This is a genomic window from Empedobacter stercoris (assembly GCF_020281205.1).
Classification (GTDB): Bacteria; Bacteroidota; Bacteroidia; order Flavobacteriales; family Weeksellaceae; genus Empedobacter; species Empedobacter stercoris.
Genome location: NZ_JACXZC010000013.1, coordinates 16,206 through 41,320, shown reverse-complemented (window position 1 = coordinate 41,320; position 25,115 = coordinate 16,206). Strand labels below are relative to the sequence as shown.

The following is a 25,115-nucleotide window of genomic DNA, read 5'->3' as shown; positions in this document are numbered from 1 at the left end:
TTACATTTTCAAATAAAATTCTTTTGTTAAATTAATGTAATCTTCGGTATATTGATGACGTTCGACTTCGATGATTAACTCGTTTTCAAAGCATTTCTTGTCATGAAAACTAAATTCTAATAAAACACGTTTGATTGCAGTAGTTGCATTTCCTTTTACATAGACTGTTTTTGATCGTTTTAAGTTGTTTTGCGAAGCAATTTTACAAAAAGCACCCATTTGATCGTAAGGTATAATAAAACTCGCTAAACCGTCTTGTTGAAGCAATTCAGTCGTTTTTTTGATTAGCTCTTCAAATGTTAAGGTTTCTTGTTGTCGCGCTTGTTTTCGCGCATCAAAATCAACCGTGTCATTTACTATGAAAAATGGTGGATTGCTTACGATCAAGTCATATTTTTGATCTGTAGAATACGCTTGAAGTGATGCATTAAAAACCGTTAATCGCTCAGAAAAAGTTGCAAGTTCAAAATTTTCTTTTGCTTGTAAAAAAGCATTTATATCAATTTCGATAGCATCAATTGTTGCATGTGGAAAACGTTGAGCTAACATCAAGGAAATTAATCCCGTTCCAGTGCCAATATCTAATATATTTTCGCCTGTTTCTAAAGTTGACCAAGCGCCAAGCAAAACACCATCTGTGCCAACTTTCATCGCCGTTTTATCTTGAAAAATATCGAATTGTTTAAAACGAAAAGGTTTTCTATTCATTATATGGAATCAATATATAAAATGTTGTGCCAACAGAAATTTCGGTTTCGAAACGAATGGTTCCATCGTAATCGTCAATAATTTTTTTCACCATTGGCAAACCTATTCCCATTCCACTATTTTTTGTTGTAAATTTTGGAATAAAAATAGCGTCCTGAGATTCTACTGGAATTCCGTCTCCATTGTCTTGAATGGTGATATGAAGAAAATCTTTAACCAACGTCACATCAACTTTTACTTTTGCTGTACGAGATTGTGGTATAGACTGAAAAGCATTTTTGGTAATATTGGTGATAATACGATTCAAATATTGTTTATCAAAACGCATCATGATGATGTTAGGCGAATAATTAAATTCGATAAATTCCATCGGAAATACGTAAAGTGCGTTTTTGATGACATCAACCACATCAATTTTTTCGTCTTTACGAGAAGGCATTTTAGCAAAATCAGAAAAAGCTTCAGCTATTGCCGAAATTGTATCAATTTGTTGCAATAAAATATTCCCTGTGCGCATTGTTTTCTCTTCGAGATCAGGATCATTGATATCAAATCTTCTCATGTGATTTTGAATCATTAATCGCATTGGAGTTAATGGATTTTTGACCTCATGAGCTACTTGTCTGGCAAAATCTCTCCACGCTTCTTCACGTTCTTGTTTGGCCAACAAATCGGATTGTTCTTTTAATCGAAATAGCATATCGTTATAGGAATCGACCAAGACTTTAATCTCGTCATTTCCATCGTAACGAATCGGCATATTGTTGACAATTACTTCTGTTTCTCGAATACGATCTGCAAACGACCAAAGTTTATTCAATGTACGTTTAGTTACAAAATAGACGGCTAATGTTCCGAATAAAAGAATTACACCAAAAGCCAATCCATAACTTCCAATTAAGGTAAACATGTCTTGCTGTAAAAAATCTTGATTGGATTGATAAGGTAAACAAAGAATGGCAATGTTTTCGTTGTAATAATTCTTGATATTACTATACGATGAATAGATATCACTCTCGTCATTAGAATCTTTATTCGTTACAATAAAATCATTTGAATTTTTGAGTTTATCGAGTATCTTTTGCGGTAAAACATCATAAGTTGTCGATACAGGTTGAGTTGTAAGGATTTTATTTCCACGCAAATCGTAAACCACAATATCTGTTTTGTTGATATCTCCAATGCGAAGAAAACCATCTTCTAATAGGTTATGAATATTATCCTTGGTTGCAATTCCAGGGTAATTATCCATCTCATAATCTATCGCAGCTTCTACTGCTCTTACCTTTCTTTTAAGAATATCTTCGTGATATTGTTTGGTTTGATCATTGAAATGATTAGCAGTAATCAATAAAATTGCGCCTGCTGTAAATAACAAAATCGTTACCATGTAAATGATAATACGAACAGGTAGCGATAAGTTATTTTTTCTTGTAATCATTTTTATTTTTGAAATAATCTTTTGACGTATTTTCCTAAGATATCAAATTCTAAATTTAAGGTATCTCCAACTTTCACTTGATTGAGATTTGTAAATTCCCAAGTGTACGGAATAATTGCTACCGAAAATTGACCAACTTTACTATCTACAACGGTTAAACTAATTCCATTTAGACAGATCGAACCTTTTTCTACAGTTACATTTCCAGACGATGCTTCGTCATAAGCTACGGTAACAAAAAAACTTCCGTTTTGATTTTCAATAGAAACTACTTTTCCTGTTTGATCTACATGCCCTTGAACGATATGACCGTCTATGCGACCATTGAATTGCAAACATCGTTCTAAATTGAGAAAATCGCCTTCTTTTAAGGTGTTAAAGTTTGTTTTTTGTAGTGTTTCCTCTATAGCTGTGACTTTGTAAAGACCATCTTTAAAATCAACAACTGTTAAACAAACTCCATTGTGTGCTACACTTTGATCTATTTTTAGTTCATCACAAAAATCAGCTTCAATCCATAAATGTAAATTAGATTGATCTTTTTCTGCTTTTACAAGCTTTCCAACTCCTTCAACGATTCCTGTAAACATGATGTTATTTTTGGTGAAAGTAATAATTAATTCTAAAATTATAAAATGAAAAAGGGATGATTTTAAAACATCACCCCTTTAATTATTGATCTAAATATTTATTTTACTCAACTGTAACTGATTTTGCCAAGTTACGAGGCTGATCTACATTTTTACCTAATTTTACAGCAATCCAATAAGATAATAATTGTAATGGAATAGCTGTTAAAATTGGAGAAAACTCTTCTGCCGTTTCTGGGATTACAACATAATCATCTGCCATTGCAGTAACTTGTTCATCGCCTTCGTTTACAATTGCAATTACTTTTGCACTACGAGATTTAATTTCTTGAATGTTAGAAACTACTTTTTCGTAATATCCTTTTTTCGTTGCAATAACAATAACTGGCATATTTTCATCCAACAATGCGATTGGTCCGTGCTTCATTTCTGCTGCAGGATACCCTTCTGCGTGGATGTAAGAAATTTCTTTTAATTTTAATGCACCTTCTAAGGCTGATGGGAAGTTATACCCACGACCTAAATAAATTGCATTTCTATTGTCTTTGTATTTTTCGGCAATTTTATCGATAACGCCTTCGCAATTATCTAAAATTTGTTGCACTAATTCTGGAATACGCTCTAATTCGCGTGTTAACAAGTTGAATTTCTCTGCTGATAATTCACCATTGTGTTTTCCTAATTTTAATGCAATCAATGCTAAAACTGTTAACTGAGCTGTAAAAGCTTTTGTTGAAGCAACACCAATCTCAGGACCTGCGTGTGTATAAGCCCCAGCATCTGTAATACGAGCGATAGATGAACCTACAACATTGTTAATTCCGAAGATAAAGGCACCATTTTCTTTTGCTAATTTAAGCGCTGCTAATGTATCTGCCGTTTCTCCTGATTGAGAGATTGCAATTACCACATCATGTTTGTTGATGATTGGATTACGGTAACGGAATTCTGATGCATATTCTACTTCTACAGGAATGCGAGCGAAATCTTCGATCATGTATTCTGCTACTAATCCTGCATGGTAAGACGTTCCACAAGCTACAATAATGATACGTTTGGCATTTAAGAATTTCTCTTGATGATCCCAAATACCTGCCATTTTGATGACACCTTCGTCAACCAATAAACGTCCACGCATTGTATCACGAATAGAACGAGGTTGTTCGTTGATTTCTTTTAACATGAAATGTTCGTACCCTCCTTTTTCGATTGCTTCGATATTTAATTTTAATTCTTGAACATCTAAAGATACTGCTTCATTATTTTTGATTGTACGTACATCAACTGCTTTGTCTAAAGTAATTGTTGCCATGTCTCCGTCTTCTAAATAAACAGCATCTTTCGTGAATTCGATAAACGGAGAAGCGTCAGAAGCTACAAAGAATTCGTTTTCACCAATTCCGATTGCTAATGGAGATCCTAAACGTCCAACAACAATTGTATTTGGTTCTTCTTTGTCTAAAACTGCTATAGCATAAGCTCCAATCACTTCATTAAGCGCTAAACGAACAGCATCTGTTAAATTTAGATTTTGTTCTTCTTGAAATAATTGAATAAAGTTTACTAAAACTTCTGTATCTGTATCACTGTGAAAAACATAACCTTTTTCGATCAACAATTTTTTGATTGATTCATAGTTTTCAATAATACCATTATGAACTAAAACCAAACGTCCACTGTTTGACATATGCGGATGCGAGTTTACATCGTTTGGAACACCATGTGTAGCCCAACGTGTATGACCAATTCCTAAATGAGGTGTTTTATCTAAATTTGATGATTTTTCTTCTAAATCAGAAACTTTTCCTTTTGTTTTTACTAATTCAAAATCAGTACCAGTAGAAAGGACTAAGCCAGCACTATCGTAACCACGATACTCTAATCTTCTCAATCCATTTATAATAATTGGATACGCTTCGCGATGACCAATATATCCTACAATTCCACACATAATGTTATATAGTATTTTAAGTTAAATTGTTATTTTTTTGAATAATATACTAATAGTTTTAATTTTTTAGCATCATTTTCTGTGTTATTCCCGTGCAATACAATTCTATACGGATTGTATGCTCTATTATTTTGGAATGGGTTTGTACTATTGATAGTTGTCGCATCAGAAACAGAAGTGATAAAATTACCCAATGTAATGTACATTGTTTGGTCTTTAAATTCATTTCCTTTTTCTAACATACTTTTCAGATGTTTTGTGATATCAATTGTATAAAACTCTGTTTTTCCTTTTACTTGAGGATTAAAGTGTACAGAAAGTGGATACGAATTATAAAATTCTAAAACATCTGCATATAATTCATTAACAATTTTGTCCTCTTTTTTGTAGTTATTCCAAGCAGTTATATACGGTGGTTTTGGAAAACCATATGATTCATCTATATAAAATTTCAATTTGGCACCAAGAATAGCAATATCACTTTTCGACATTTCTGTCTTCAATTCATCTAACTGTTGGGTGTTGAATTTTAATTTCGCATAGTTACCACTCATTCCACTCAAAAACAATCTTGCATCACCCTTTATAGAGTCTGGTTGGACTGTTGAATAAGTAGAACCTGTTATATTATTTACAATTTGAGAAGCAATTACATTTGAGTTATTCGCTGTACCTGAATTCCACTGATTAGAGAAATCAAAATCATAGGTTGCGTCCAAACGTTCTTTGTATTCTTTATCTGTATCTTTTTTAGGTGTTGGATTTTTGTATGAATAATACATTTTTAAATCCATTTTATTTGGATTAAAATTGATGATAAATCCATCCGTTTCTTCTACAGAAAATTCTAACCCTTTGATGTTTTCACGAATAAATGTTGCATAATCAGAAAGCAATCCTGTTTTAGCATTCTTGATGATTTTTTCGTCAAAATAATCTTTATCTAAAGAGACTTTGTAACCTACTGCTTCTTCCGAAATATTAGTTGTTCCTGTTTTTTGTTTTACAACTTTACTCACCACTGTTTTTCCAATTTTAGCAGTCCCAATCACTCTCGAATTGGCATCTATTGGCGATTCTGAACCATCTAATTTAGAAAAATACTTTGAGTCTCGATATAAAACCGTATTAATGTCTTTAATTTTCAACGTCATCTCCAAATCCTTTTTTCCATACAAGGAATCAACAGCGTATTTTGTTGTAATTTGGATTGTATCTGTATCTTCTGGTTTCTCTCCTGGTTTAGACAAGTTGATTGTATCCTTAGAAATAGGATCTTTTGTAGAATTGTAATAAACAGGGATGATAAGATTGACAGAATCTACTTTTGGCTCTGTACCAAAATCTTGGTCTCCAATAGAAGTAGGTCTAAATTGCGTATAAAACTTTGATGCAGTAGAGCCAAAAATTGGTTCATTGTACACACCAAAAGCCCCATTTTGCAATACAAATCTATCAGATCGAATCGTATCAAAACTTGCATTAAACGCTAATACATCTAACGATTTCACATTCCCATCTGCTTCACCTCCAATAACATTGTTATCTAATTCTAATGTTTCGTTTTCACAAGAAACCATTGTTCCCATTCCAATCATCATTGCAACAGATACAGAAAGGACATTCAAAAATTTTTTCATTAATCTCAACGGATTTTAATTAGAGTTCATTACTTCCTCAAGATAAAAGTTGTTGTACACTTCTTTTGCTTGCTCTTTTGAGCAATAATCTAATAAAGGAATATTTTGTTGGTTGATATAGTTTTTGACATCTTCTGGAATTATCTCTTCTCCTCTCGCTACCGCATCTGCGTATTCTAAAGAAGCTTGAATCATTCCTAAATGAGTCGGTTTTTCTAAGTATTGTTTTACTTCCCCTTCTACTTTATCGAAGGCTAATTTATTGATTAATCCATTATCCAATTCTCCATCAAATGCATTGTCAAATAGTGAAACTACGACTTTCGCATCTTGAAAAAATGGATCATCCGAATAATATTTCTTTAGGTACAATGGTACTAAACTTGACATCCATCCCATAACGTGAACTACGTCTGGTTTCCAGTTTAATTTTTTTACTGTCTCTAAAACTCCTTTTGCGAAGAAAATCGAACGCTCATCATTATCAGAAAACAAATCATTTCCTTCTCCATAAACTTCTTTACGTTTAAAATACTCTTCGTTATCGATAAAATACACTTGTAGTCGCTCTCCTGGTACAGATGCTACTTTAATGATTAAGGGTTGATCCAAGTCATTAATAATCATGTTCATACCTGAAAGTCGTATTACTTCATGTAATTGGTGTCTTCTTTCATTAATTGCTCCAAATCTTGGCATAAAGATTCTTACATCTGCGCCATTACTTTGCATGATTTTTGGCAAATCTAATGCTTGAGAAGACATCGGATTTTCAGGAAAATAAGGTACCATTTCTGTTGTTACATACAATATGCGCTTTCCTTCCATAATTTCTACTCTCTTTTCCTAATGAATAATAAGGCACAAATTTACAAAAAAATGTTGATATATTATTTGCTTATAGTAGCTTTGCCGGATATTAGTTTTTTTTTAACAAATCAGTGGAATGGTTGTATTTAACGAAAAGGAAAAATTAACTCCCGTAATCGTCGAGTTAAAAAACCAAAACAAAACCATCGGGTTTATCCCTACAATGGGCGCTTTGCACGAAGGGCACATGTCTTTAGTAAAGGCTTCTAAAGCTCAAAATGACTACACAATTGTAAGTATTTTTGTCAATCCAACACAATTTAATAATCCAGAAGATTTAGCAAAATATCCTCGAACTGAGGAAAGTGATAAGGAATTGTTAATGAAAAATGGTTGTGATTTTGTCTATATGCCAACAGTAGAGGATTTATACGAGTCAAATGAAGGTGCAAAACATTACGATTTCGGAACAATTGACAAAGTCATGGAAGGTTCTTCTCGTCCAGGACATTTTGATGGTGTTGCAACAATTGTTTGCAAATTATTCAAAGCCGTTCAACCAACAAGAGCATATTTTGGAGAAAAAGATTTTCAACAAATTCGTATCATTCAAGAAATGGTAAAACAAGAGAATTTGGATGTCGAAATTGTTCCTATGCCCATTCATCGTGCAAATTCTGGTTTAGCTTTTAGTTCGAGAAATGCTCGTTTATCAACAGAACAAACAATAGATGCACCACAAATTTTTTCGATTTTATCAAAAGCTGTTCAACTTAAAAACAACGGAAAAGATGTAGCTGAAGTGAAAGCATTTGTCGAAAATGAATTTGAAAACTCTCCTTTCGAATTAGAATATTTCGAAATCACAGACGAAGAAACATTGTTGTCTATCAACCATTTTTCTGAAGCAAAACATATTCGAGGGTTTGTTGTTGCCTATGCAGGCGATGTTCGTTTAATTGATAATATTCAATTCTAAAAAAAACTAAAATATTTGTTCCAAATCCATTGAAAAATATTGGAATAGGTTTTGAAATTTATAAGTTCAATGTAACTTTGCAAAATTATGATGGTAGAAGTTTTTCACTCTAAAATACATAGAGTTAAGGTAACAGACGCAAAACTAAATTATATCGGAAGTATCACAATCGATGAAGATTTGATTGATGCTGCAAATATGGTAGTGGGTCAAAAAGTACAAATCGTTGTTCAAGAAAACGGTGAACGATTTGAAACTTATATTATAAAAGGGAAACGTGGAAGTGGCGAAATTTGTTTGAATGGACCTGCTGCGCGCAAAGTACAAGTTGGTGATACGGTAATCATTATTACCTACGCGATGATGGATTTTGAGGAAGCCAAAACATACGAACCAACAATTGTTTTCCCTAACGACAATAATCGTTTAGATTAAGAAATTAATTTTCAAACATTTATATGAAGAGTAAGATGAAACAATCACTCTTCTTAATCATTGCTTCATTGTTAGCACTCTTTTTTGTGGTAATAACAGTGAGGCAAATTGATTTCGAACGAGTTGCAAACGTTTTAAAAGAGACCAATTACTTTTGGATTTTTGCATCAATGGCTATTAGTATCCTCACCTATTGGATACGTGCCGCTCGTTGGAAACTTCTTCTCAAACCAATGGGGTACAATACCCAAACTTCATCTGGTTTTTGGGCAATTGCCTTTGCTTATTTTATGAATCTAACCATTCCGAGAAGTGGCGAAGTTGCACGAGCAACAAGTTTTTATAAAATGGAAAATGTCCCTTTCGAAAAATCATTTGGTACAGTTGTTTTAGAGCGCGTTATTGACCTCTTATTTTTAGGCTTATTTTTCGGATTAACACTTATTTTTAATTACGAGACCTTTATGCGTTTTGTAGAATTAGGAAACAAAGAAAAAGCACAACAACCAACAACAGAACCTTCTTTCTTAAAGTATTACATCGCAATTGGAATTGTTCTTTTTGGAATGATGTTACTTGCCATTTTCTGGAAAAAAATTATCCAATTGAAGTTTTTCGAGAAAATTAAAACATTTCTTTTAGGACTTTGGGAAGGAATCAAATCAATCTCAAAATTAGAAAGAAGAAGTCTATTTATCTTTTATTCTTTTGCTCTTTGGATTTGTTATTTTTTGATGACCTATTTAGTTTTCTTTGCGTTTCCAGATACCGAAAACTTTGGAATTGCAGAAGGTTTATTTCTTTTAATTGCAGGTTCTTTTGGAATGATTTTGCCCGTTTCTGGCGGATTAGCTTATCCTTACGTCATGTCGATCGCATTTTCAGCAGTGTATCTTGCTAAAGGCGGCGATCAGCACGAAGGACGAGCTATTGGCGACTATTTTGGGTTAATACTTTATATAGCTCAAGTTATTTCGATGATTAGTTTTGGCTTAATCGCGATTTATAAAATTGCAAAAATTCGTCGAGATTCTACTGTTTAATCATCTCCAAATATTTGGACGCTTGATCTTCTAATATTTCAGTTATTTTATCGTATTTATTTTCTTTTATTAATTTCTCTAACCCGAAATTGTGATAACAATACGTTACATAATCACTGACTTTATTTTCAGGAATATTCAAACTTTCGACAAAATAATTCTTTGTAAAATAGTTTTCTAACTCTTTGATTTTATCTGCTTTTTTAAAGTATTTACTTTCTACTTTTGCTTTTTTCTTTTGTCCAGAAATTGTTGCAATCCAATTAGATGGATCTAACAATCCATTGTTATTCAACATTGAAGAGGCATTCGGATCGATCTTCCTGAAACGTAAATTGGGATCAATTCCAAGATTCAATCCTTTATACAAATCATCTACTTTATCGTATTTGAGCTTAATATTATTCTTAAAGTTTTTGTCTAATGTATTAATCCGAGCCTCAGCTAATTCTATTGTTTCAATATTTAAATGAATGGTCAACATTCCTTTTGCTAAAATATCTGCTGTTATTTTGATTGAACGCTTTTTGTAAAAATCGTGCGTAAAAACCAATTCATCACCAACAGAAACTTTGATCGAAAACATTCCCTTCGAGTTTGTAAATGCTTTAGCATTAGTCGTTTCGTTGGTAATCAAAATATTCTCAACAATATCTTGTCCCACAATACCATCGTCAATCACCACTTTTCCAGTAATCAAATTGGATTGTGCAAGCGAAAAAATACTGATCAAACTAAAAAATAAGATGTATAAAAATTTATTCATTCTTCGATATTTTTGCTAAATAAATTGGAGCTTGTTCTTCTATGATAAAAAGTATTTCATCAAAATTATTACCCCTTAACAACGTTGGAAAATCAAAATTTGAATAACAATAATCTAAAAACTCATTGATTTTACCTTCTGGAGTCTTCAAATCATTAACAAAATAATAAGTCGTATAAAACCTACGAAGCGCAAGCAATTGATCTTCTTTCACTATTTTTAGTGGAACTGGATTTTTAACACGCTTTTTGGGATTTTTGAAAAGATTCATTATTCCCAATAAATTAACTCCACCAACCTGTTTGATTGTTCGATTGACTATTTCTTCATCATGTTTTAGATTCAATTTAGCTTTAAAATCAAGTGAATTAATTCCCATTTCATCTCCTAATTTTTCTTGAAACGATTTCTCTTTTCCCATTTTCCTAAACGCATCTTTATTCAGTTTCTGAATATTTGTTTCAGCCAATTCGATTACTTCTACATTCATGTGAATACTTACAAATCCTTTCGTCATCATAGCTTCAGTAACTTTCAAACTTCGATCTTGAATCCCCAAATGCTTAATGTATAATTCATCATTCAAATTAACATTTATCGAAAATAATCCTTCCGAATTGGCTTTTGTTTTGGCTTTTGTCATTAAATTTTCAACCGTTGCTCCACTCAGATCCATCACTTCATCAGCATCGTCAACCATAATTTTTCCTGTGATTAAGGTTGATTGCGCATAAAGTAAACTACATAAAATGAAAAATAGGTTAAAAAGTAAAGTTCTCATCATTGGCATTCAATTTTCTCTTAAAAATAATCGAGAAAATGATTGTAAATCAATATTTAACTCAACTTTATCTAAAGTAGTTAATTTGTTAAAAAAGTGGACTATCATTAACGTTATTTACTTATTGTATTAAAAAATTTCACAAATAGAACTCCACAGTTTGTCGCGCTAAACCATTATTTTTGTGTAAATTTGAAACTATGGCTAAAACAAAAACTACCTATTTCTGCCAAAACTGTGGCACGCAAACCTCACAATGGATGGGACAATGCAAAAGTTGTGGTGAATGGAATACCATTGTTGAAGAAATTGTTGACAAAGGCGAAGAAAAAAAATCATGGAAAGATAAATCGGATAAAAAAGAGAAAACTTTCGCGCTGAATATTCGAGAAATTAATCCGTTGGGAGAAATCCGTATTTCGACTAAAAACCAAGAATTAGACCGCGTTTTAGGAGGCGGAATTGTTCCTGGATCAGTTATTTTGGTTGGTGGAGAACCTGGTGTAGGAAAATCGACCTTAATGTTGCAAGTTGCCTTAAAGTTAGATACGATTAAAATCTTGTATGTATCTGGCGAGGAATCTGTTTCGCAAGTAAAACTTCGTGCCGAACGAATTGGTATCGAATCTGATCAGTGTTTTATTTTACCTGAAACAAATACGCAAAAAATATTTGCGCACGCAAAAGAGATTCAACCTCAATTGATCGTTGTCGATTCTGTACAAACCTTACAAACCACTTATGTAGAATCTTCTCCCGGAAGTATTTCTCAAATTCGAGAAACCACTTTTGAGTTGATTCAGTACGCCAAAGAAACCAACACACCGATTATTTTGATTGGTCACATCACCAAAGAAGGAGTAATTGCTGGACCAAAAATTTTGGAACACATGGTGGATGTTGTCTTACAATTTGAAGGTGATCGCAACCATATTTATCGAATTTTACGTGCGAATAAAAACCGTTTCGGTTCGACTGCAGAAATCGGAATTTACGAGATGCAAGGTGCCGGTTTGCGCGAAGTCACAAATCCATCCGAAGTGTTGATTACAAAAAAAGACGAATTGTTAAGTGGAAATGCGATTGCAGCCACTTTGGAAGGCGTTCGTCCTATGTTAATCGAAATTCAAGCATTGGTTTCGACAGCTGTTTATGGAACGCCACAACGGACTGCTACTGGTTTTGACGCGAAGCGATTGAACATGTTGTTGGCTGTTTTGGAAAAGCGCGCTGGTTTTCGATTGAATATGAAAGATGTTTTCTTGAATATTACAGGAGGAATTCGTGTAGACGACCCTGCAATTGACTTGGCTGTTATCGCTGCAATTCTTTCTTCGAGCGAAGATTCTGCTGTTCCTGATAACTGTTGTTTTGCTGGCGAAGTTGGTTTGAGCGGCGAAATAAGGGCTGTAAATCGTGTAGAACAGCGTATTACGGAAGCGGAAAAATTAGGATTTGATGTTATATTTGTTTCAAAGTACAACAAAATAAAAGATACAGATTTTGGAATCAGAATTGTCCGAATTTCAAAAGTCGAAGATCTTTACCGTATGTTGTTTCAATAAATTAAAAGTCATCAAATAATTGGATTTACATGTATATTATAGTTTTGTTTCAAACGAAATAATATGAAAAAGCGGATTTTAGTTTATGGATTAGCAACCGTATTGCCAATTTTGGGAATCGCTTATTTTTACGGCTATTACAACAACCAAAGTCCGTTTACAATAAAATGTATGTTTCATGCAATAACTGGCTTATGGTGTCCTGGTTGTGGTGGTCAACGCGCTTTTTATTTATTAACACACGGCCATATTTTACAATCGTTGCGGTATAATTTGCTACTCCCCTTTGCGCTATATATTTGCATACGTTTTTATTATTCTATTATCGGAAATATATTTTTAGCGGAACCTTTATCGAGTAAGTTTCATTTTTCAACAAGTTTCGCGCGAAACTTTCTACTCTTTTTATTAATTTATTCGATTTTAAGGAATATTCCTCTTTCACCGTTTATCTATTTAGCACCAGAAGGTTAAATCAAAAAAAATTAAAGGAACTATTCCTCTAATTTTTTTTGATCTGATTGTGTAGCGCTACGCTCCTCACCTTCTTTTAACTCTCCTCGACGTATTCTATTTTTATCCGAATCTACCTCATCATTTGGTAACGAAACAGCTTGGTTCGCTTCTCCTAAAACCCAAGTTTCAGTAGCCTCCCACATTGCTCGTACTTTAATTGGTTCTGGATACAAATAAATTGGTTCAGGTTGTTTACCTGATAAATAATCACCTGTATCCCATTTTCCATTTGCATTTTCATCTACCAACAATCGGAACAAATATTCGCCTGGTTCTATAAAATTAAACTCAAAATAATTTTTATTCGCTGGATTATAAATCTCTTCTAAAACTGTAAAGTTTTGATCTGCTTTCAGGAATTGCAAAATAAATGGTTTTGAAGGCGTATTCTGAAGCGTTAATTTCAAATGCCCAAAATCACCACGCGTTCCCATTTTTATTGGATATGCCAATGTATCATTCTTTTCTCCTAAAACATCCGTTAACGCATTGGGATAGATATTTACCTCAAACTTCTCATCTAAATTTTTATCAAAAACAAAGTTTAAATTTTGTGCATTAATCGTATCAATCGAAACGTTGAATGGTATTGAAACTGTATCCTTGAATACGTGAATTTTAGTTAAATCTAACGATTTAATAGGTGCATTAGCTTGGATTTTAAACGTTTTATTCGGTGCTAATTTTTGATCATTTAACGCTTTAAACTCTAATTTACGTTCAACATTCGATTTTGAATACAATGCACTAATCGAATCAATTTGATCCTTATGTTGCACATTAAATTTTAATTTTGCGCTTCTCCCTGATATGGTGTCCACCTTTGGATTAAACCAAAAGTTAATCGAATCTTGCTTTGGAAATTTCTCAATGTAAGCCGATTTAAATTCTTTCCCTACAGGTGTAATCGTTACATCTTCTGTTGCTCCAGTTGTTTTAAACACAATCAAACCCTCTTGTTTGAAACTTGCTTCTGGCTTACGATATGCTGGTTTTTGATTGAATAAATTCAAGTTTATTGCCTGATTCGAATTCAATTCTATCGCTTCATTATGAAAAGCTAAACGTTCTTTACCATGATCGTACATTACATTTTCTACTTTATCTTCGAATGCAATCAGTTTATATTTCCCTGAAGCCAAATAATTTAACTGATATTCTCCTTTATCATTTGCTCTTGCAATATAATATGGTTTCTTTTGCAACACCACACTATCGGTATATGCACTGTCTACTTTATATAGTCCGACCAATATCTTCTCTGGTAATTTAAAATCATAAGACGAATTTACATGCCCCGTTACTTTTAACGAATCGATAAAACTACCTGTCGAAAAAACATATTGAAAATTTGACAACTTATTGTTCTCATTAAAATCTTGAACTGCATCACCAAAATTGAAACTATAGGTTGTATTTGGTAAAAGTGGTTCTTGAAATTTTATTGAAATATTTTTCTTTGCTAATGCTTGAGGCGTTACAATTGGCGGTATCTGAAACGAAGGAGAAACCACCACATTTTTGCTGTATTCCTTCAAGATAATATACTCATCAAAGTTGATTGTTGCTTCTTGCAAATTGACATCTACATTCGTTGCCAACGTGTCTGGAGCAGCTTTTAGGAAAACTGGCGGTGTTTCATCTTTAGGTCCACCAGTTGGCGAACCCTGTCTTGCACAAGAAATAACCGTCAAAATAGTTAACATCAAAAGCGAAAAACGTGTCGTCTTATTCATGGACGCAAGTTAAGAAAAAGCTTGTTATTAAGCACAAGCAATGGTGATTACACTTATCTTAAAATTTTCTGAAAAATTAAACTGTTTAACTGCCGAGGCAATAGTAGCACCTGTTGTTAGCACATCATCAATCAAAATATAATGTCCAGGTTTTAGATTTGGATTAATTTCAAACGCATTTTTCAAGTTATTTAACCGATGTTGTTTATCTTCATTTACTTGAGATGAATGATATTTAACTCGAATTAATCCATCCGAAAAGTAATTGATTTGATTATTTTCAGCCAATGTTCGTGCAAAATATTCAACTTGGTTATACCCTCTTTTTTTCAATCGTTTTGGATGTAATGGAATCGGAATAATTCCGTCATAATCACTCAAATCAAATTTGATTAACTGTGCTAAATCAATTCCTATTTGTGGACGATTTCTATATTTCATTTCATGCAAAATTGTTTGCGTTGTATTGTGATGTTTAAATTCTAACAAAGCAACAACATTTTCTACCTCGCATATATTTCGTAATTTAGAATAAGCTATATTGTTTTGATCAAATTGCCAATGGGTAAATGCGAGATTGGTTGAGCATGAAACGCACAGAAACTGCGAAGGTTGAATCACCTCTTGACAATCCAAACAACGCATCGGAAAAAATAAATCAACCAAAGAATTTACGATTGTTTTGATTTCCATTACCTTTGCAAATTAAAGTTTAGTACTAAATTTAATGAAAATCATTCGACTTACAAAAGCTTTTACGTTCGAAACTGCACATGCATTGCATGGTTATGACGGAAAGTGTAAAAATATACATGGACATTCGTACAAATTATTTGTTACTGTAAAAGGTGTTCCTTCTGAGGATATCAACGATGTGAAACTTGGAATGGTGATGGATTTTGGAGATTTGAAGAAAATTGTCAACAAAGAAATTGTTGATCTTTTTGATCATGCTATTCTATTGAACGAAAATTCTCCTCACAAATCTTTGGGTGAAAAATTATTAGCCGAAGGGCATAATGTTGTATTTACAAATTATCAACCATCTGCAGAAAATATGATTTTGTGGATTGTGGATAGAATAAAGCCTCTTTTACCAAATAATATTGATTTGGTTGCGCTAAAATTACATGAAACAGATAATTCTTATGCAGAATGGTTAGCGGAGGACAACCAATAAACATTCAATTAGAAGCTGGTAAAAAGGCCTATTTTTCTTCGGATCATCATTTTGGTGCTCCGAATGAAAAAGATAGTTTGGTACGCGAAAAATTGTTTGTAAAATGGCTTGATGAAATAAAAGACGATTGTGGTGTTTTATTTTTGATTGGTGATTTATTTGATTTTTGGTTCGAATATAAACATGTTGTTCCGAAAGGATTTGTTCGTGTTTTAGGAAAATTAGCCGAACTATCTGATCGTGGAATTCCAATTTATTTTTTTGTTGGTAATCATGATTTATGGATGAAAGATTATCTGCAAGAACAAATCAATGCAATCGTTTTTCGAGATAAACAAGATTTTATCATCAACAACAAAGAGTTTTTTATTGTTCATGGCGATGGAAAAGGTCCTGGAGATAAAGGTTACAAACGCATGAAAAAAGTGTTTACCAACAAAGTTTGTCAATTTCTTTTTTACTTACTTCATCCCGATTTAGCTATGTGGTTAGGAATTACAGCTTCGCGAAAAAACAAAATGATTTCGGGCGATGAAGATGTCAATTTTCTTGGTATTGATAACGAATGGTTGATCTTATACAGTCGCAAACAATTGCATCGAAAATACTACGATTACCTTGTCTATGGACATCGACATTTACCAATGGAAATTGCGATAGGTAAAGCACGTCACATCAATCTTGGAGATTGGATTAACTATTTTACCTATGGTGTTTTTGATGGAAAGGAATTCGAATTAAAAACTTACTTCCGTAATCAAGGAGAAGAATCTCGGGATTCGATCATAAAAATTATAGATTAACAAGCAAATCATAAAAATCCATAGATAAGCTTCTTTTAGCCACTCTATTTTCGGTTTGCTTTCGGTAAAATATCTGGTCAACATTAGCATAATACTAAATCCTAAAAAAGCAAGATAAGTATCATTATTTCCTCCGTAAAGAATATAAGTGATAAAAATGACGAGAAACATAAAGTGCATCAACAAAAAGATTCTTTTCTTTTGAGCTGTCAGCTTATTGATATTCTTGAAATGATTAACAATAGAGTAAATTAAGACAATTGCAACTGGAATTAAAAACAATTGTTTCAATTCGAAATGTACCATTGTAAACATTAATTGTTCTTTATAAAAATCGTACATAAAGTAATAATCTAAAAGAAAACTTACTTGTGCTACAATTAATACTGGAAGAATAAATCCTAAAAATCCAAGAATAGGAATCTTAGGTTCTACCACTCTTAGCGTCAAGAAATAAGCGAAAATAGCTATTCCTAAAAATATAAGTGGAGGATTGAGTAAAATTGCAAAGCTCATAAACACACCTATATCAAACGCATTATATGTATCATTTTTTTCGGATTCGAAGTACAACAATTGTACTGTAATATAGGTAACAAGCAATAAACTTCCTGCAATACGATAGTCTGACAATCCGCCTATAAAAGGCATTAGCCATAAAATATAAATAAACGTTGGATATGATGACGTACTAATTAAATCGTTTGTATTATCGGTATAACCTACAAAAGCAATTGTTAAAATCGTTAGAAATACGCCCAATTTTTCTAAATTACTCAGATCAATACTGTTAAAATTCGCTGCTCCAAGCAATGTAAACAGTACAATGATAAAAATCTGTATAAAAAAATTCCTTTTGTCAAGTAGATTAACCAACATTTTATTAACTTTGATGCAAATTAAGCAATAAACTAGAATATGGGAGTTATAACTGATTTATTTTTTGCGATTGGTGATATTTTCAAATGGACTTTTGAAAATTTATTATCTCCAGTTGGCGTTATCTTTGGATGGTTATTTACATTCATCGGATGCGCATTGATGGGATGGTGGTTATTTAAAATCGCTAGCTTTGGAACCGAAAATGAAAAAAAATACGAAAGATAATCCATCTTTATTTGTATAAAAATATATTTTCGAATTAATTCGAGAAACCCTTTACAATAACTGTAAAGGGTTTTTTTGTGAATTATATTGCGTTTTCGTCACCTTTGAAAACAAGTACTACTGTTTGGTAAATGATTTGAATATCTAATAATAAAGACCAATTTCGTACATAAAAAATATCTGTTCGAATACGATCCTCCATATCCTTATCACAATCTATAGCTCCTCTAAACCCTTTTACTTGAGATAAACCCGTAATTCCAGGTTTCACATAATTTCTAAGATTATATTTTCTTATTATTTCACTATAATATATGTCCTGTGATATCATATGAGGTCTAGGCCCAACTATAGACATATCTCCTTTGAGAACATTTATAAATTGAGGAAATTCATCAAGACTTGTTTTTCTTAGAAAATGACCTATTCTAGTAATTCTATTATCATTAACAACAGTAGCTTTAATAGAATTTGTTCCATCATTACGCATTGTTCTAAACTTATAACAATCAAATTCTTTACCATTAAGCCCTCTTCTTTTCTGCTTGAAAATGACAGATCCTTTAGAATCTAGTTTAATTAATAAAGCTATAATTGGAAACAACCAACTTAATATAAATACACAAACTAAAGATGAAAAAATAATATCAAATAATGATTTTAGTATTTGACTATTTGTTTGCTCTAATGGGTATTTTTTTAATTTGAAAATAGGTAATGTATCAATGTAATTAACCTCTAAACTTATTAAATCATTGTTTAAAGAATTTGGTACATAACTTACTTCAATATGGTTATTTTCACAATAGGCTAGTATTTTATTTTCAAAATGATAATCTTGAATGCCTGATTGGGAAATAAAAACTTCTTTTATATCATATTGATTTATCAGTTTTATTATTTCTTTTAAATCTAATCCATTACTTTCAATAGCATTTAATCCAAAATGTTTTCTATCATCTAAAATATTTTTTAAACGCATCGAATTTAAATTTTCTCCGACAATCAAAATATTTTTTAAATCTTCACCCTTTTCATATTTTTTTCTGAATAGATAAAACATTAAAATACGAGTTATGAGTAGATAAAATAGAATTATAAAAGTAAGAAGTATTACCAATTTATTAGATAATAGACTTTCGGTCTTTAATCCAGAAATGGTAAAAACAATAACAAAAAAAAGAAAACTTTGAGAAATAACTTTTTTTATTAATTCTCTTAAATAATTTACTCTCTTTATCGAATATAGTTTAACATAATCAGCAATAATAAACCAAGAAACAATTGTAAGTGTGTATGCTTTATAATGGGCATCAACTATTGCATAAAAGTTAGGTAAATGAACTAAATCTATCGTGTAAAAATAATCATATTGTAATCTAATGAAATTATAAAATAAAAATGATAATATAATAAAATCAAATAAATATAAAAAAACCTTTCTTTCAAAGAACTTATTTTTGTAAAACATTTTATTACTTTTGCCAAATATATAAAGAATTCTATTGAAATCTTTTTAAATTGTTGAGATTACTATTTTTTATTTTTAGCATTACAAATTTTGAAAATCTTACATATCATAGAAGCCTTAGGTGGTGGAGTTCATACCTATTTTAAAGATCTTAGTTGTTTTTTTAGTCAAAAAGAAGTATTAAACGATTATGAAACTATTATTGTTTATAATGACAAACGAGATGAAATTGTACCAGAAAAAATTAAGGAGGATTTTGGAGATAAGGTTAAATTAATAAAAGTGGACATGGTTAAAAACCTAAATCCTATAAAAGATCTTATTTCAACTTATGAATTAGCCAAAGTTATACGAAAAGTTAATCCTGATGTCATCCATTTACACTCTTCTAAAGCAAGTGTAATAGGTCGTTGGGCAAGTTTTGTTTCTTTCAAAAAACATAAGCTATTCTACACTCCTCATGGTTATTCTTTCCTACGTAAAGATATTTCTTCTTCCAAACAAAATTTATATCGAATAATTGAAAAATATACACAATCTATTTTTGGAGGAACTACAATTGCTTGCGGTGACACAGAATATGAAATAGCTAAAAAATTGGGAAAAGCGACTTTAGTTCGTAATGGGATAAATTTGAAAAAAGTTGAGCGTAATTACATCGCTATTAATAATAGCCAACTTACATTAGGATTAGTTGGACGTATATCTGAACAAAAAAACCCAAAACTATTTAATCAAATAGCTTTTCATTTTCCACAATACAAATTTATTTGGATTGGAGATGGAGAATTAAGACATGAAATTACTGCACCAAATATTGAGGTCACAGGATGGTTTTTTAATTCTGAAGAGGTGTATAAACACCTCAATCGAATTGATGTAATATTACAAACTTCTCTTTGGGAAGGTTTACCAATTGCTTTATTAGAAGGACTCGCATTCCACAAACCTATTGTAGCTACCGATGTGATAGGAAACAAAGATATTGTAGATCATCGGATTAATGGTTATTTATTCACAAAAATAGAGGAACTAGATGAATATTTCACTCTCTTAGAGCAAGCTGAAGCAAGGGAAAAAATGGGAAAAAATGCATACCTAAGTTGTAAAAATAAGTTTGACAGTCAAAAAAATTTCTACGATTTAATTAATATTTATGAAAATTAGATTATTCATTGTTGCCTTATTTTTGCTTATATTCTTTAATTGTAAAAGTTATAATTATCAAGTTTATACTGAAAATAAAAAATACGGTATTTCCAACAGTTTACTTTGGAATCCTAAAATAACTAAAAAATCTTGGGTATTTTATAATCAGGATAGCGCAATGTTTAGAAATTATTATTCTAATTTAACAGAAGGACATTTATTAGGATCACCATCTAATCAATGGGATTCATCTTATCTTGATCCTATTTCTAATCAAACTATTCATACATCTAATCTTTCAAACTATTCACTAATGTGGGTGACTTTGGGCTATGACTATAATCAAAAAAAATCCAATCCCGGTTTTGATTTTTTAACTTTAAATGATAATAGGATTTCAAATAATGAGCCTTTAGAATTTAGAATCATCAACAACGCTAAATTTTTAAATAATGATAAATTAAGAGAAGTTGGTTTTATATTTAACAATTGGCCACAATACTGGCCTGTAGACAATGTTTGGAGCGGAGGTAATCACTCATTCAAAGCCAATTATAATATTAATGATTTTAATACTCTTAAAGTCACATTCAATGCAAAACTAAACGATTATAAACCTCCTTTAAACAATACTGTTTGGTCGGGAGCCTATATTACTTGTGATTTTAGATTTAGTGTTTACAATGATAATGGTTCTATCTTTAAATCGTATTTGATTGGTGTAATTTTTTCTAATCCTTCGAATAAAGATTACAATGGAAATCCTAATGATGATATTTTTTTTCAGGAAACTATTCTTAACCAAGGGGTAACAATCGAAAGAACCTTATTACATGGAAATAAAGTTGGAATAGATAATATTGATTCTTCATATAAAAATATTACTATTGATTTCAAACCTCTAATCCTAAAATATTTTAATGATATTGATTTCAATAAAACAAATTTTATAACAGGATTAGATATATACTCTGCAACAAGAAGTGCTGATATAACCTATGATATCAAAGAAATTGATTTTGAAGGAAATTAGTATTTCTGTTATTGAGTCTATTTATTTGTAAGTCGTTTTTTAACACATATTCAAAAATAATTAAGTCTCTTATTTTTAATTATTTTACTTTTTATTTGACCTCATCTTGGATTCTATCTAGATAAAAAACGACAATCAAACTAAACCATATCGCACTGAATAATATTCCATCGAAACGAATTAAAAAATCATCAAATAAATTCGATAAAAAAAAGTTTAGTACAAAACTAATTCCTATAATATTTTTAGATGCTAAAGAAAGTTTTAACATATAACCAAAATAAAAAATTAAAGATATAAACCCTATAATCCCAAATCGAAGAAAATAATCTAAAAATTGATTATGAACTGGAAATTCATATTTAGATAAAAACTTTTGGTTAGTTAGTTCAAAATAATTAAAAAGCGCTTGTTTTGCATTAGCAGAACCTACTCCTGTAAAAAACGAATTATTGCCTAATTCTATCGTAGACTTCCATATACTTACTCTTGTCACTAAAGCATTGTGTAAAACTCCGTCTGGATTTTCAACCTCATCTAACTTTCCAATTTTATCCATGTTAGCAAAAGTTACTTTAGAATATTTCTCTTTCATATATGGATTTGAAATAAAAGCGATTACCAAAATAAGACTTGTTACAATTGTAAAAACACCTATAAAGTAAATACTTCTTATTTTATACTTTCTATATGCGAACCAAATTACTACTATTAAACAGCATAATATACAACTACCCAATGAAAGTCTAGTATTGATAATGAATAACGAAATAATACTTGCCATCAACAAAACTAAATTATACACTTTCGTTTTCGGATAATTTTTTAACATAAAAAATAAGTTGAGTACTACAACAAAAGCAATATTCATATTCACTGCAGGAGCATGATTTCCAAAACTATTGGCAAAGACATACCCCATTTCCCATAAATGAATTCCATTTATATACTTATTCACATATTCAGGAGAAATAATACAGAAACGTATCATCAATATAACAATCAAAAATGTTGACACCTTTCTATACCAATCTGCAATATAATAATATTTATACCCCTTATAATTTAATGTAATAAATAATGGAAATATTAAAAAAGAAAGAACTTTTTCTAGAGGTTTAAATATTTTTGGAGAATCTAAATTATTCCATAAAAAAACTATCTCTAACAGAAAAGGAACTGCTAAAACTAAAAAAAATGGAATATTTTTTTTATTAAAAGTTAAATATTTATAATGTAATATATTAAAAATTCCAAAAACAAAAATTAAAATTGTAGAAAACGCTCTAAAAAAAATAGTTGATAGAATTAATATCAATAACCAATTATTAATAAGGTTAAATTTTTCTTTTGAAATCATCATAATAAAATAAGTAATAAATTAAAGGTAATATCCCTATTTTATGACGTACTGCTGATCCTAAATCTGGTTCAAAAATTCCTTGTACAACAAAGTAAGATAATAATAGACACATTAACCATAGATCTTTCTTTCTATTGGGGTATTCTTTTAGCAAATAACCAAAGCGAACAATAACAATCCATGTCAGTAATATTTGCCAAATAACAAAAGCAAATACTTGTGGTTTATAAAAAAAACGTAAAGCATTTATAGGAAAATTAACGGTTAAAAAACCATATAAAGTTGCAAATGCCTCTGTAAATATATTTGTCACTGGAATAGGAGATACAATCATTGTATCTGCATTTTCATCACCCGAATTTAATCTTATTTCATTTATAGTTTCTCTCGACATTTCAGAGAAAAATTCTCCTTTTCCAAGTTGATACAAAAAAGATAAAAGAATTAGTACTGAAAAACCTAAAAACAATGATAGTATCCAACGGTTTGTAAATCTAATTCTCGTAATAAAATAGATAGCGCATGCTATAAATGGCATAAATGCAAAATATGGACGAAAAACACCTCCAAAAATTATAAAAAAGAGCGTAGATAGAAGTATTGAAATCCCTAATGAAAAATAGTTGTATTTAAATATATAGACAATAATTGCTGCAAAAATAAATGTTATAAACTCTTTTGATGGTTGACCAATAAATATAACTAACATCAAAAAAGATAAATATATTAAACTATTCTTTATATTTAATGTTGAAAAATTATTTGGAATACCTATAAACCAAATTAATAATAATAATATAGGTATTTGTATGATAGCCAAAAGGCTAAATGGCAACTTTCCTAAGCCTGTTATCCAATAAAAAAGCATTGTAAATGGATAACTACCTATTACCCCTTTTTCATTTCCTAAATCTGACACAATTATATTAGCATCAAAATAAAAATTTTCTGGAAGAATGAGCGGAAATATTAATCCTAATAAAATCATCAAAAATGATAATACAATAAAAAATGATCTTTTTTCAATTTTCATTAATCAATACTATTTATAGTTTTTCGAATTACTGTGATATACTTGCTAATGTTGTAATAATCATTAAAAATAGTATTAGTTTCTGTAAATTGATTCGTGATTTGTATATCTTTTTGATTAAACGTTCTTATCTTTTCTGACCATACTTTTATATCTTCTTCATAATCCAATAAAACTTGATAATTATAATTTTTAAGATTTTGATTAAAATCTTCTATTACATCTGTATAGATAGGAATTAAACCAACTGATAAATACGTACTCATTTTAGTTGGTGTAGAAACATTGTTTATTAAAATATTATCTCTTATAATAAATCCATATTTATATTTTGACAACTCTTGGTCTAAGTCCTCTAAAGGAACGAACTTAACAAAATAATTTTTTATCCCTAAAGATTCAATTTGTATTTTAGCTTTCTCCATCTCATTTGTTAGTATAGTTAAAGATGCTTCTGGTATTTGTTGTTGAATCTCTTTAAATAATGCTATTGTTTTATCAAAGCATTGCCAAGCAAATAATGATCCTGCATAAACAAATGAAGATTCTATTTTTGGAGAAGTAAACATCTCTTCATTCAATCGTTTATTAAAACAGGGCATAATTATATCATTTTCAACTTTATAATTATGCTTTATTTCAAAATGTTCTTTCATTTTATTAGATACGAAAAAAACATATTTAGTTTTTTTAAGTACCCAACTTTCCAACCGATCTAATCCCAGTTTAGTTAATTTAGATTTAATTGTATTATTATTTAGCATTAAATACTCTTCAGGCTGAATACCTTGAAACCAATAAATAGTATTTTGTGTTTTATATTTTAAATACGATATTAGAAAATCTCTTAATCGTATCGTTAAAATATAATCATCTTTTTCTAATTCAAAATCTAATGTCTCTGTAAAAATTACTTCATTTTTTTTAAACTCTAAAGCTTCTTTGACAATATTTACATAAAATATTGTCGCTTCGTTTATTGCTTTTTTAGGAAGATAGAAATAATAAGTCATAG

Annotated in this window: 25 protein-coding genes; 10 read left to right on the top strand and 15 right to left on the bottom strand. The window is 30.7% G+C overall.

The features are described 5' to 3' along the window. From IF125_RS07790 to IF125_RS07765, 6 genes are all read right to left on the bottom strand, one after another. Positions 1-708, bottom strand: coding sequence for a tRNA1(Val) (adenine(37)-N6)-methyltransferase (locus tag IF125_RS07790; RefSeq protein ID WP_225542092.1), 708 nt, complete (start codon positions 706-708; stop codon positions 1-3). Then, positions 701-2,149 (bottom strand): sensor histidine kinase, encoded by a 1,449-nt coding sequence (locus IF125_RS07785; RefSeq protein ID WP_225542091.1) that lies wholly within the window; start codon positions 2,147-2,149, stop codon positions 701-703. Before IF125_RS07785 ends, IF125_RS07790 begins: the two co-directional genes overlap by 8 nt. A 2-nt stretch (positions 2,150-2,151) precedes the next feature. Beyond that, a complete protein-coding gene (locus tag IF125_RS07780) occupies positions 2,152-2,739 on the bottom strand; it encodes a riboflavin synthase (RefSeq protein WP_225542090.1) in 588 nt (195 codons plus the stop codon). A 103-nt stretch (positions 2,740-2,842) separates the two neighbouring features. Next, entirely contained in the window at positions 2,843-4,690 is a 1,848-nt protein-coding gene (gene glmS / locus IF125_RS07775; protein ID WP_225542089.1) for a glutamine--fructose-6-phosphate transaminase (isomerizing), read from the bottom strand. 29 nt (positions 4,691-4,719) lie between these two features. Next, on the bottom strand, positions 4,720-6,330 hold the full coding sequence (locus IF125_RS07770; protein WP_225542088.1) for a DUF4270 family protein: 1,611 nt from the start codon (positions 6,328-6,330) through the stop codon (positions 4,720-4,722). 15 nt (positions 6,331-6,345) lie between these two features. Then, positions 6,346-7,158 (bottom strand): glycogen/starch synthase, encoded by an 813-nt coding sequence (locus tag IF125_RS07765; RefSeq protein ID WP_171622961.1) that lies wholly within the window; start codon positions 7,156-7,158, stop codon positions 6,346-6,348. A gap of 118 nt (positions 7,159-7,276) precedes the next feature. On the opposite strand from IF125_RS07765, the gene panC reads away from it, so the two are divergent. From panC to IF125_RS07750, 3 genes are all read left to right on the top strand, one after another. Beyond that, entirely contained in the window at positions 7,277-8,119 is an 843-nt protein-coding gene (panC, locus tag IF125_RS07760) for a pantoate--beta-alanine ligase (RefSeq protein WP_225542087.1), read from the top strand. Between the two features lie 87 nt (positions 8,120-8,206). Beyond that, positions 8,207-8,554, top strand: a complete 348-nt coding sequence (gene panD / locus IF125_RS07755) for an aspartate 1-decarboxylase (RefSeq protein ID WP_171622959.1) — start codon at positions 8,207-8,209, stop codon at positions 8,552-8,554. Positions 8,555-8,589: 35 nt separating this feature from the next. Then, positions 8,590-9,597 (top strand): lysylphosphatidylglycerol synthase transmembrane domain-containing protein, encoded by a 1,008-nt coding sequence (locus IF125_RS07750; RefSeq protein WP_225542086.1) that lies wholly within the window; start codon positions 8,590-8,592, stop codon positions 9,595-9,597. Here the strand turns inward: IF125_RS07750 and IF125_RS07745 are convergent. Together IF125_RS07745 and IF125_RS07740 are read right to left on the bottom strand one after the other, a co-directional pair. After that, complete coding sequence (locus IF125_RS07745) at positions 9,587-10,363, bottom strand: hypothetical protein (protein WP_225542085.1); 777 nt, start codon at positions 10,361-10,363, stop codon at positions 9,587-9,589. The genes IF125_RS07750 and IF125_RS07745 overlap by 11 nt on opposite strands. Continuing rightward, the gene (locus IF125_RS07740) at positions 10,356-11,147 is read right to left on the bottom strand and encodes a hypothetical protein (protein WP_225542084.1); all 792 of its coding nucleotides are present in this window, start codon (positions 11,145-11,147) and stop codon (positions 10,356-10,358) included. Before IF125_RS07740 ends, IF125_RS07745 begins: the two co-directional genes overlap by 8 nt. Positions 11,148-11,344: 197 nt before the next feature. On the opposite strand from IF125_RS07740, the gene radA reads away from it, so the two are divergent. Then, complete coding sequence (radA, locus tag IF125_RS07735; protein ID WP_225539547.1) at positions 11,345-12,709, top strand: DNA repair protein RadA; 1,365 nt, start codon at positions 11,345-11,347, stop codon at positions 12,707-12,709. A 63-nt stretch (positions 12,710-12,772) separates the two neighbouring features. Next, entirely contained in the window at positions 12,773-13,183 is a 411-nt protein-coding gene (locus IF125_RS07730; protein WP_188319443.1) for a DUF2752 domain-containing protein, read from the top strand. A gap of 20 nt (positions 13,184-13,203) precedes the next feature. On the opposite strand, the gene IF125_RS07725 is transcribed toward IF125_RS07730, so the two are convergent. Further along, positions 13,204-14,961 carry an Ig-like domain-containing protein gene (locus IF125_RS07725; RefSeq protein ID WP_225542083.1) on the bottom strand — a complete coding sequence of 586 codons (1,758 nt, stop codon included), beginning with the start codon at positions 14,959-14,961 and terminating at the stop codon, positions 13,204-13,206. A gap of 27 nt (positions 14,962-14,988) precedes the next feature. Next, positions 14,989-15,654, bottom strand: a complete 666-nt coding sequence (locus tag IF125_RS07720) for a ComF family protein (protein WP_171622949.1) — start codon at positions 15,652-15,654, stop codon at positions 14,989-14,991. A 40-nt stretch (positions 15,655-15,694) separates the two neighbouring features. Between IF125_RS07720 and queD the strand changes: the two genes are divergently transcribed. Next, positions 15,695-16,141 carry a 6-carboxytetrahydropterin synthase QueD gene (gene queD, locus IF125_RS07715; RefSeq protein WP_171622988.1) on the top strand — a complete coding sequence of 149 codons (447 nt, stop codon included), beginning with the start codon at positions 15,695-15,697 and terminating at the stop codon, positions 16,139-16,141. After that, positions 16,117-16,944 (top strand): UDP-2,3-diacylglucosamine diphosphatase, encoded by an 828-nt coding sequence (locus IF125_RS07710; RefSeq protein WP_171622948.1) that lies wholly within the window; start codon positions 16,117-16,119, stop codon positions 16,942-16,944. Before queD ends, IF125_RS07710 begins: the two co-directional genes overlap by 25 nt. Here the strand turns inward: IF125_RS07710 and IF125_RS07705 are convergent. Next, positions 16,879-17,823, bottom strand: coding sequence for a DUF6427 family protein (locus tag IF125_RS07705; protein WP_171622947.1), 945 nt, complete (start codon positions 17,821-17,823; stop codon positions 16,879-16,881). The two genes, IF125_RS07710 and IF125_RS07705, sit on opposite strands and share 66 nt — an antisense overlap. A 39-nt stretch (positions 17,824-17,862) precedes the next feature. Between IF125_RS07705 and IF125_RS07700 the strand changes: the two genes are divergently transcribed. Then, positions 17,863-18,051 (top strand): hypothetical protein, encoded by a 189-nt coding sequence (locus tag IF125_RS07700; protein WP_171622946.1) that lies wholly within the window; start codon positions 17,863-17,865, stop codon positions 18,049-18,051. 82 nt (positions 18,052-18,133) lie between these two features. Here IF125_RS07700 and IF125_RS07695 read toward each other — a convergent pair whose 3' ends face one another. Next, positions 18,134-19,522 carry an exopolysaccharide biosynthesis polyprenyl glycosylphosphotransferase gene (locus tag IF125_RS07695; protein WP_225542082.1) on the bottom strand — a complete coding sequence of 463 codons (1,389 nt, stop codon included), beginning with the start codon at positions 19,520-19,522 and terminating at the stop codon, positions 18,134-18,136. A gap of 90 nt (positions 19,523-19,612) precedes the next feature. Here IF125_RS07695 and IF125_RS07690 point away from each other — a divergent pair, with 90 nt between their 5' ends. Continuing rightward, a complete protein-coding gene (locus IF125_RS07690) occupies positions 19,613-20,689 on the top strand; it encodes a glycosyltransferase (RefSeq protein WP_225542081.1) in 1,077 nt (358 codons plus the stop codon). Next, a complete protein-coding gene (locus IF125_RS07685) occupies positions 20,679-21,704 on the top strand; it encodes a hypothetical protein (protein WP_225542080.1) in 1,026 nt (341 codons plus the stop codon). Before IF125_RS07690 ends, IF125_RS07685 begins: the two co-directional genes overlap by 11 nt. 91 nt (positions 21,705-21,795) lie before the next feature. Here IF125_RS07685 and IF125_RS07680 read toward each other — a convergent pair whose 3' ends face one another. The 3 genes from IF125_RS07680 to IF125_RS07670 form a co-directional block, all read right to left on the bottom strand. After that, positions 21,796-22,662: an O-antigen ligase family protein gene (locus IF125_RS07680; RefSeq protein WP_225542079.1), complete on the bottom strand. Its 867-nt coding sequence runs from the start codon at positions 22,660-22,662 to the stop codon at positions 21,796-21,798. 379 nt (positions 22,663-23,041) lie between these two features. Then, positions 23,042-24,100 carry a hypothetical protein gene (locus IF125_RS07675; RefSeq protein WP_225542078.1) on the bottom strand — a complete coding sequence of 353 codons (1,059 nt, stop codon included), beginning with the start codon at positions 24,098-24,100 and terminating at the stop codon, positions 23,042-23,044. Beyond that, positions 24,100-25,113 carry a glycosyltransferase family protein gene (locus IF125_RS07670; protein WP_225542077.1) on the bottom strand — a complete coding sequence of 338 codons (1,014 nt, stop codon included), beginning with the start codon at positions 25,111-25,113 and terminating at the stop codon, positions 24,100-24,102. Before IF125_RS07670 ends, IF125_RS07675 begins: the two co-directional genes overlap by 1 nt. Positions 25,114-25,115: the final 2 nt, after the last annotated feature.

Bases quoted from the DNA above. Each gene is read 5' to 3' on its own strand.
- IF125_RS07790 (WP_225542092.1), bottom strand. From the start codon at position 708: ATGAATAGAAAACCTTTTCGTTTTAAACAATTCGATATTTTTCAAGAT.
- IF125_RS07785 (WP_225542091.1), bottom strand. From the start codon at position 2,149: ATGATTACAAGAAAAAATAACTTATCGCTACCTGTTCGTATTATCATT.
- IF125_RS07780 (WP_225542090.1), bottom strand. From the start codon at position 2,739: ATGTTTACAGGAATCGTTGAAGGAGTTGGAAAGCTTGTAAAAGCAGAA.
- glmS (WP_225542089.1), bottom strand. From the start codon at position 4,690: ATGTGTGGAATTGTAGGATATATTGGTCATCGCGAAGCGTATCCAATT.
- IF125_RS07770 (WP_225542088.1), bottom strand. From the start codon at position 6,330: ATGAAAAAATTTTTGAATGTCCTTTCTGTATCTGTTGCAATGATGATT.
- IF125_RS07765 (WP_171622961.1), bottom strand. From the start codon at position 7,158: ATGGAAGGAAAGCGCATATTGTATGTAACAACAGAAATGGTACCTTAT.
- panC (WP_225542087.1), top strand. From the start codon at position 7,277: ATGGTTGTATTTAACGAAAAGGAAAAATTAACTCCCGTAATCGTCGAG.
- panD (WP_171622959.1), top strand. From the start codon at position 8,207: ATGATGGTAGAAGTTTTTCACTCTAAAATACATAGAGTTAAGGTAACA.
- IF125_RS07750 (WP_225542086.1), top strand. From the start codon at position 8,590: ATGAAACAATCACTCTTCTTAATCATTGCTTCATTGTTAGCACTCTTT.
- IF125_RS07745 (WP_225542085.1), bottom strand. From the start codon at position 10,363: ATGAATAAATTTTTATACATCTTATTTTTTAGTTTGATCAGTATTTTT.
- IF125_RS07740 (WP_225542084.1), bottom strand. From the start codon at position 11,147: ATGATGAGAACTTTACTTTTTAACCTATTTTTCATTTTATGTAGTTTA.
- radA (WP_225539547.1), top strand. From the start codon at position 11,345: ATGGCTAAAACAAAAACTACCTATTTCTGCCAAAACTGTGGCACGCAA.
- IF125_RS07730 (WP_188319443.1), top strand. From the start codon at position 12,773: ATGAAAAAGCGGATTTTAGTTTATGGATTAGCAACCGTATTGCCAATT.
- IF125_RS07725 (WP_225542083.1), bottom strand. From the start codon at position 14,961: ATGAATAAGACGACACGTTTTTCGCTTTTGATGTTAACTATTTTGACG.
- IF125_RS07720 (WP_171622949.1), bottom strand. From the start codon at position 15,654: ATGGAAATCAAAACAATCGTAAATTCTTTGGTTGATTTATTTTTTCCG.
- IF125_RS07710 (WP_171622948.1), top strand. From the start codon at position 16,117: ATGGTTAGCGGAGGACAACCAATAAACATTCAATTAGAAGCTGGTAAA.
- IF125_RS07705 (WP_171622947.1), bottom strand. From the start codon at position 17,823: ATGTTGGTTAATCTACTTGACAAAAGGAATTTTTTTATACAGATTTTT.
- IF125_RS07700 (WP_171622946.1), top strand. From the start codon at position 17,863: ATGGGAGTTATAACTGATTTATTTTTTGCGATTGGTGATATTTTCAAA.
- IF125_RS07695 (WP_225542082.1), bottom strand. From the start codon at position 19,522: ATGTTTTACAAAAATAAGTTCTTTGAAAGAAAGGTTTTTTTATATTTA.
- IF125_RS07685 (WP_225542080.1), top strand. From the start codon at position 20,679: ATGAAAATTAGATTATTCATTGTTGCCTTATTTTTGCTTATATTCTTT.
- IF125_RS07675 (WP_225542078.1), bottom strand. From the start codon at position 24,100: ATGAAAATTGAAAAAAGATCATTTTTTATTGTATTATCATTTTTGATG.
- IF125_RS07670 (WP_225542077.1), bottom strand. From the start codon at position 25,113: ATGACTTATTATTTCTATCTTCCTAAAAAAGCAATAAACGAAGCGACA.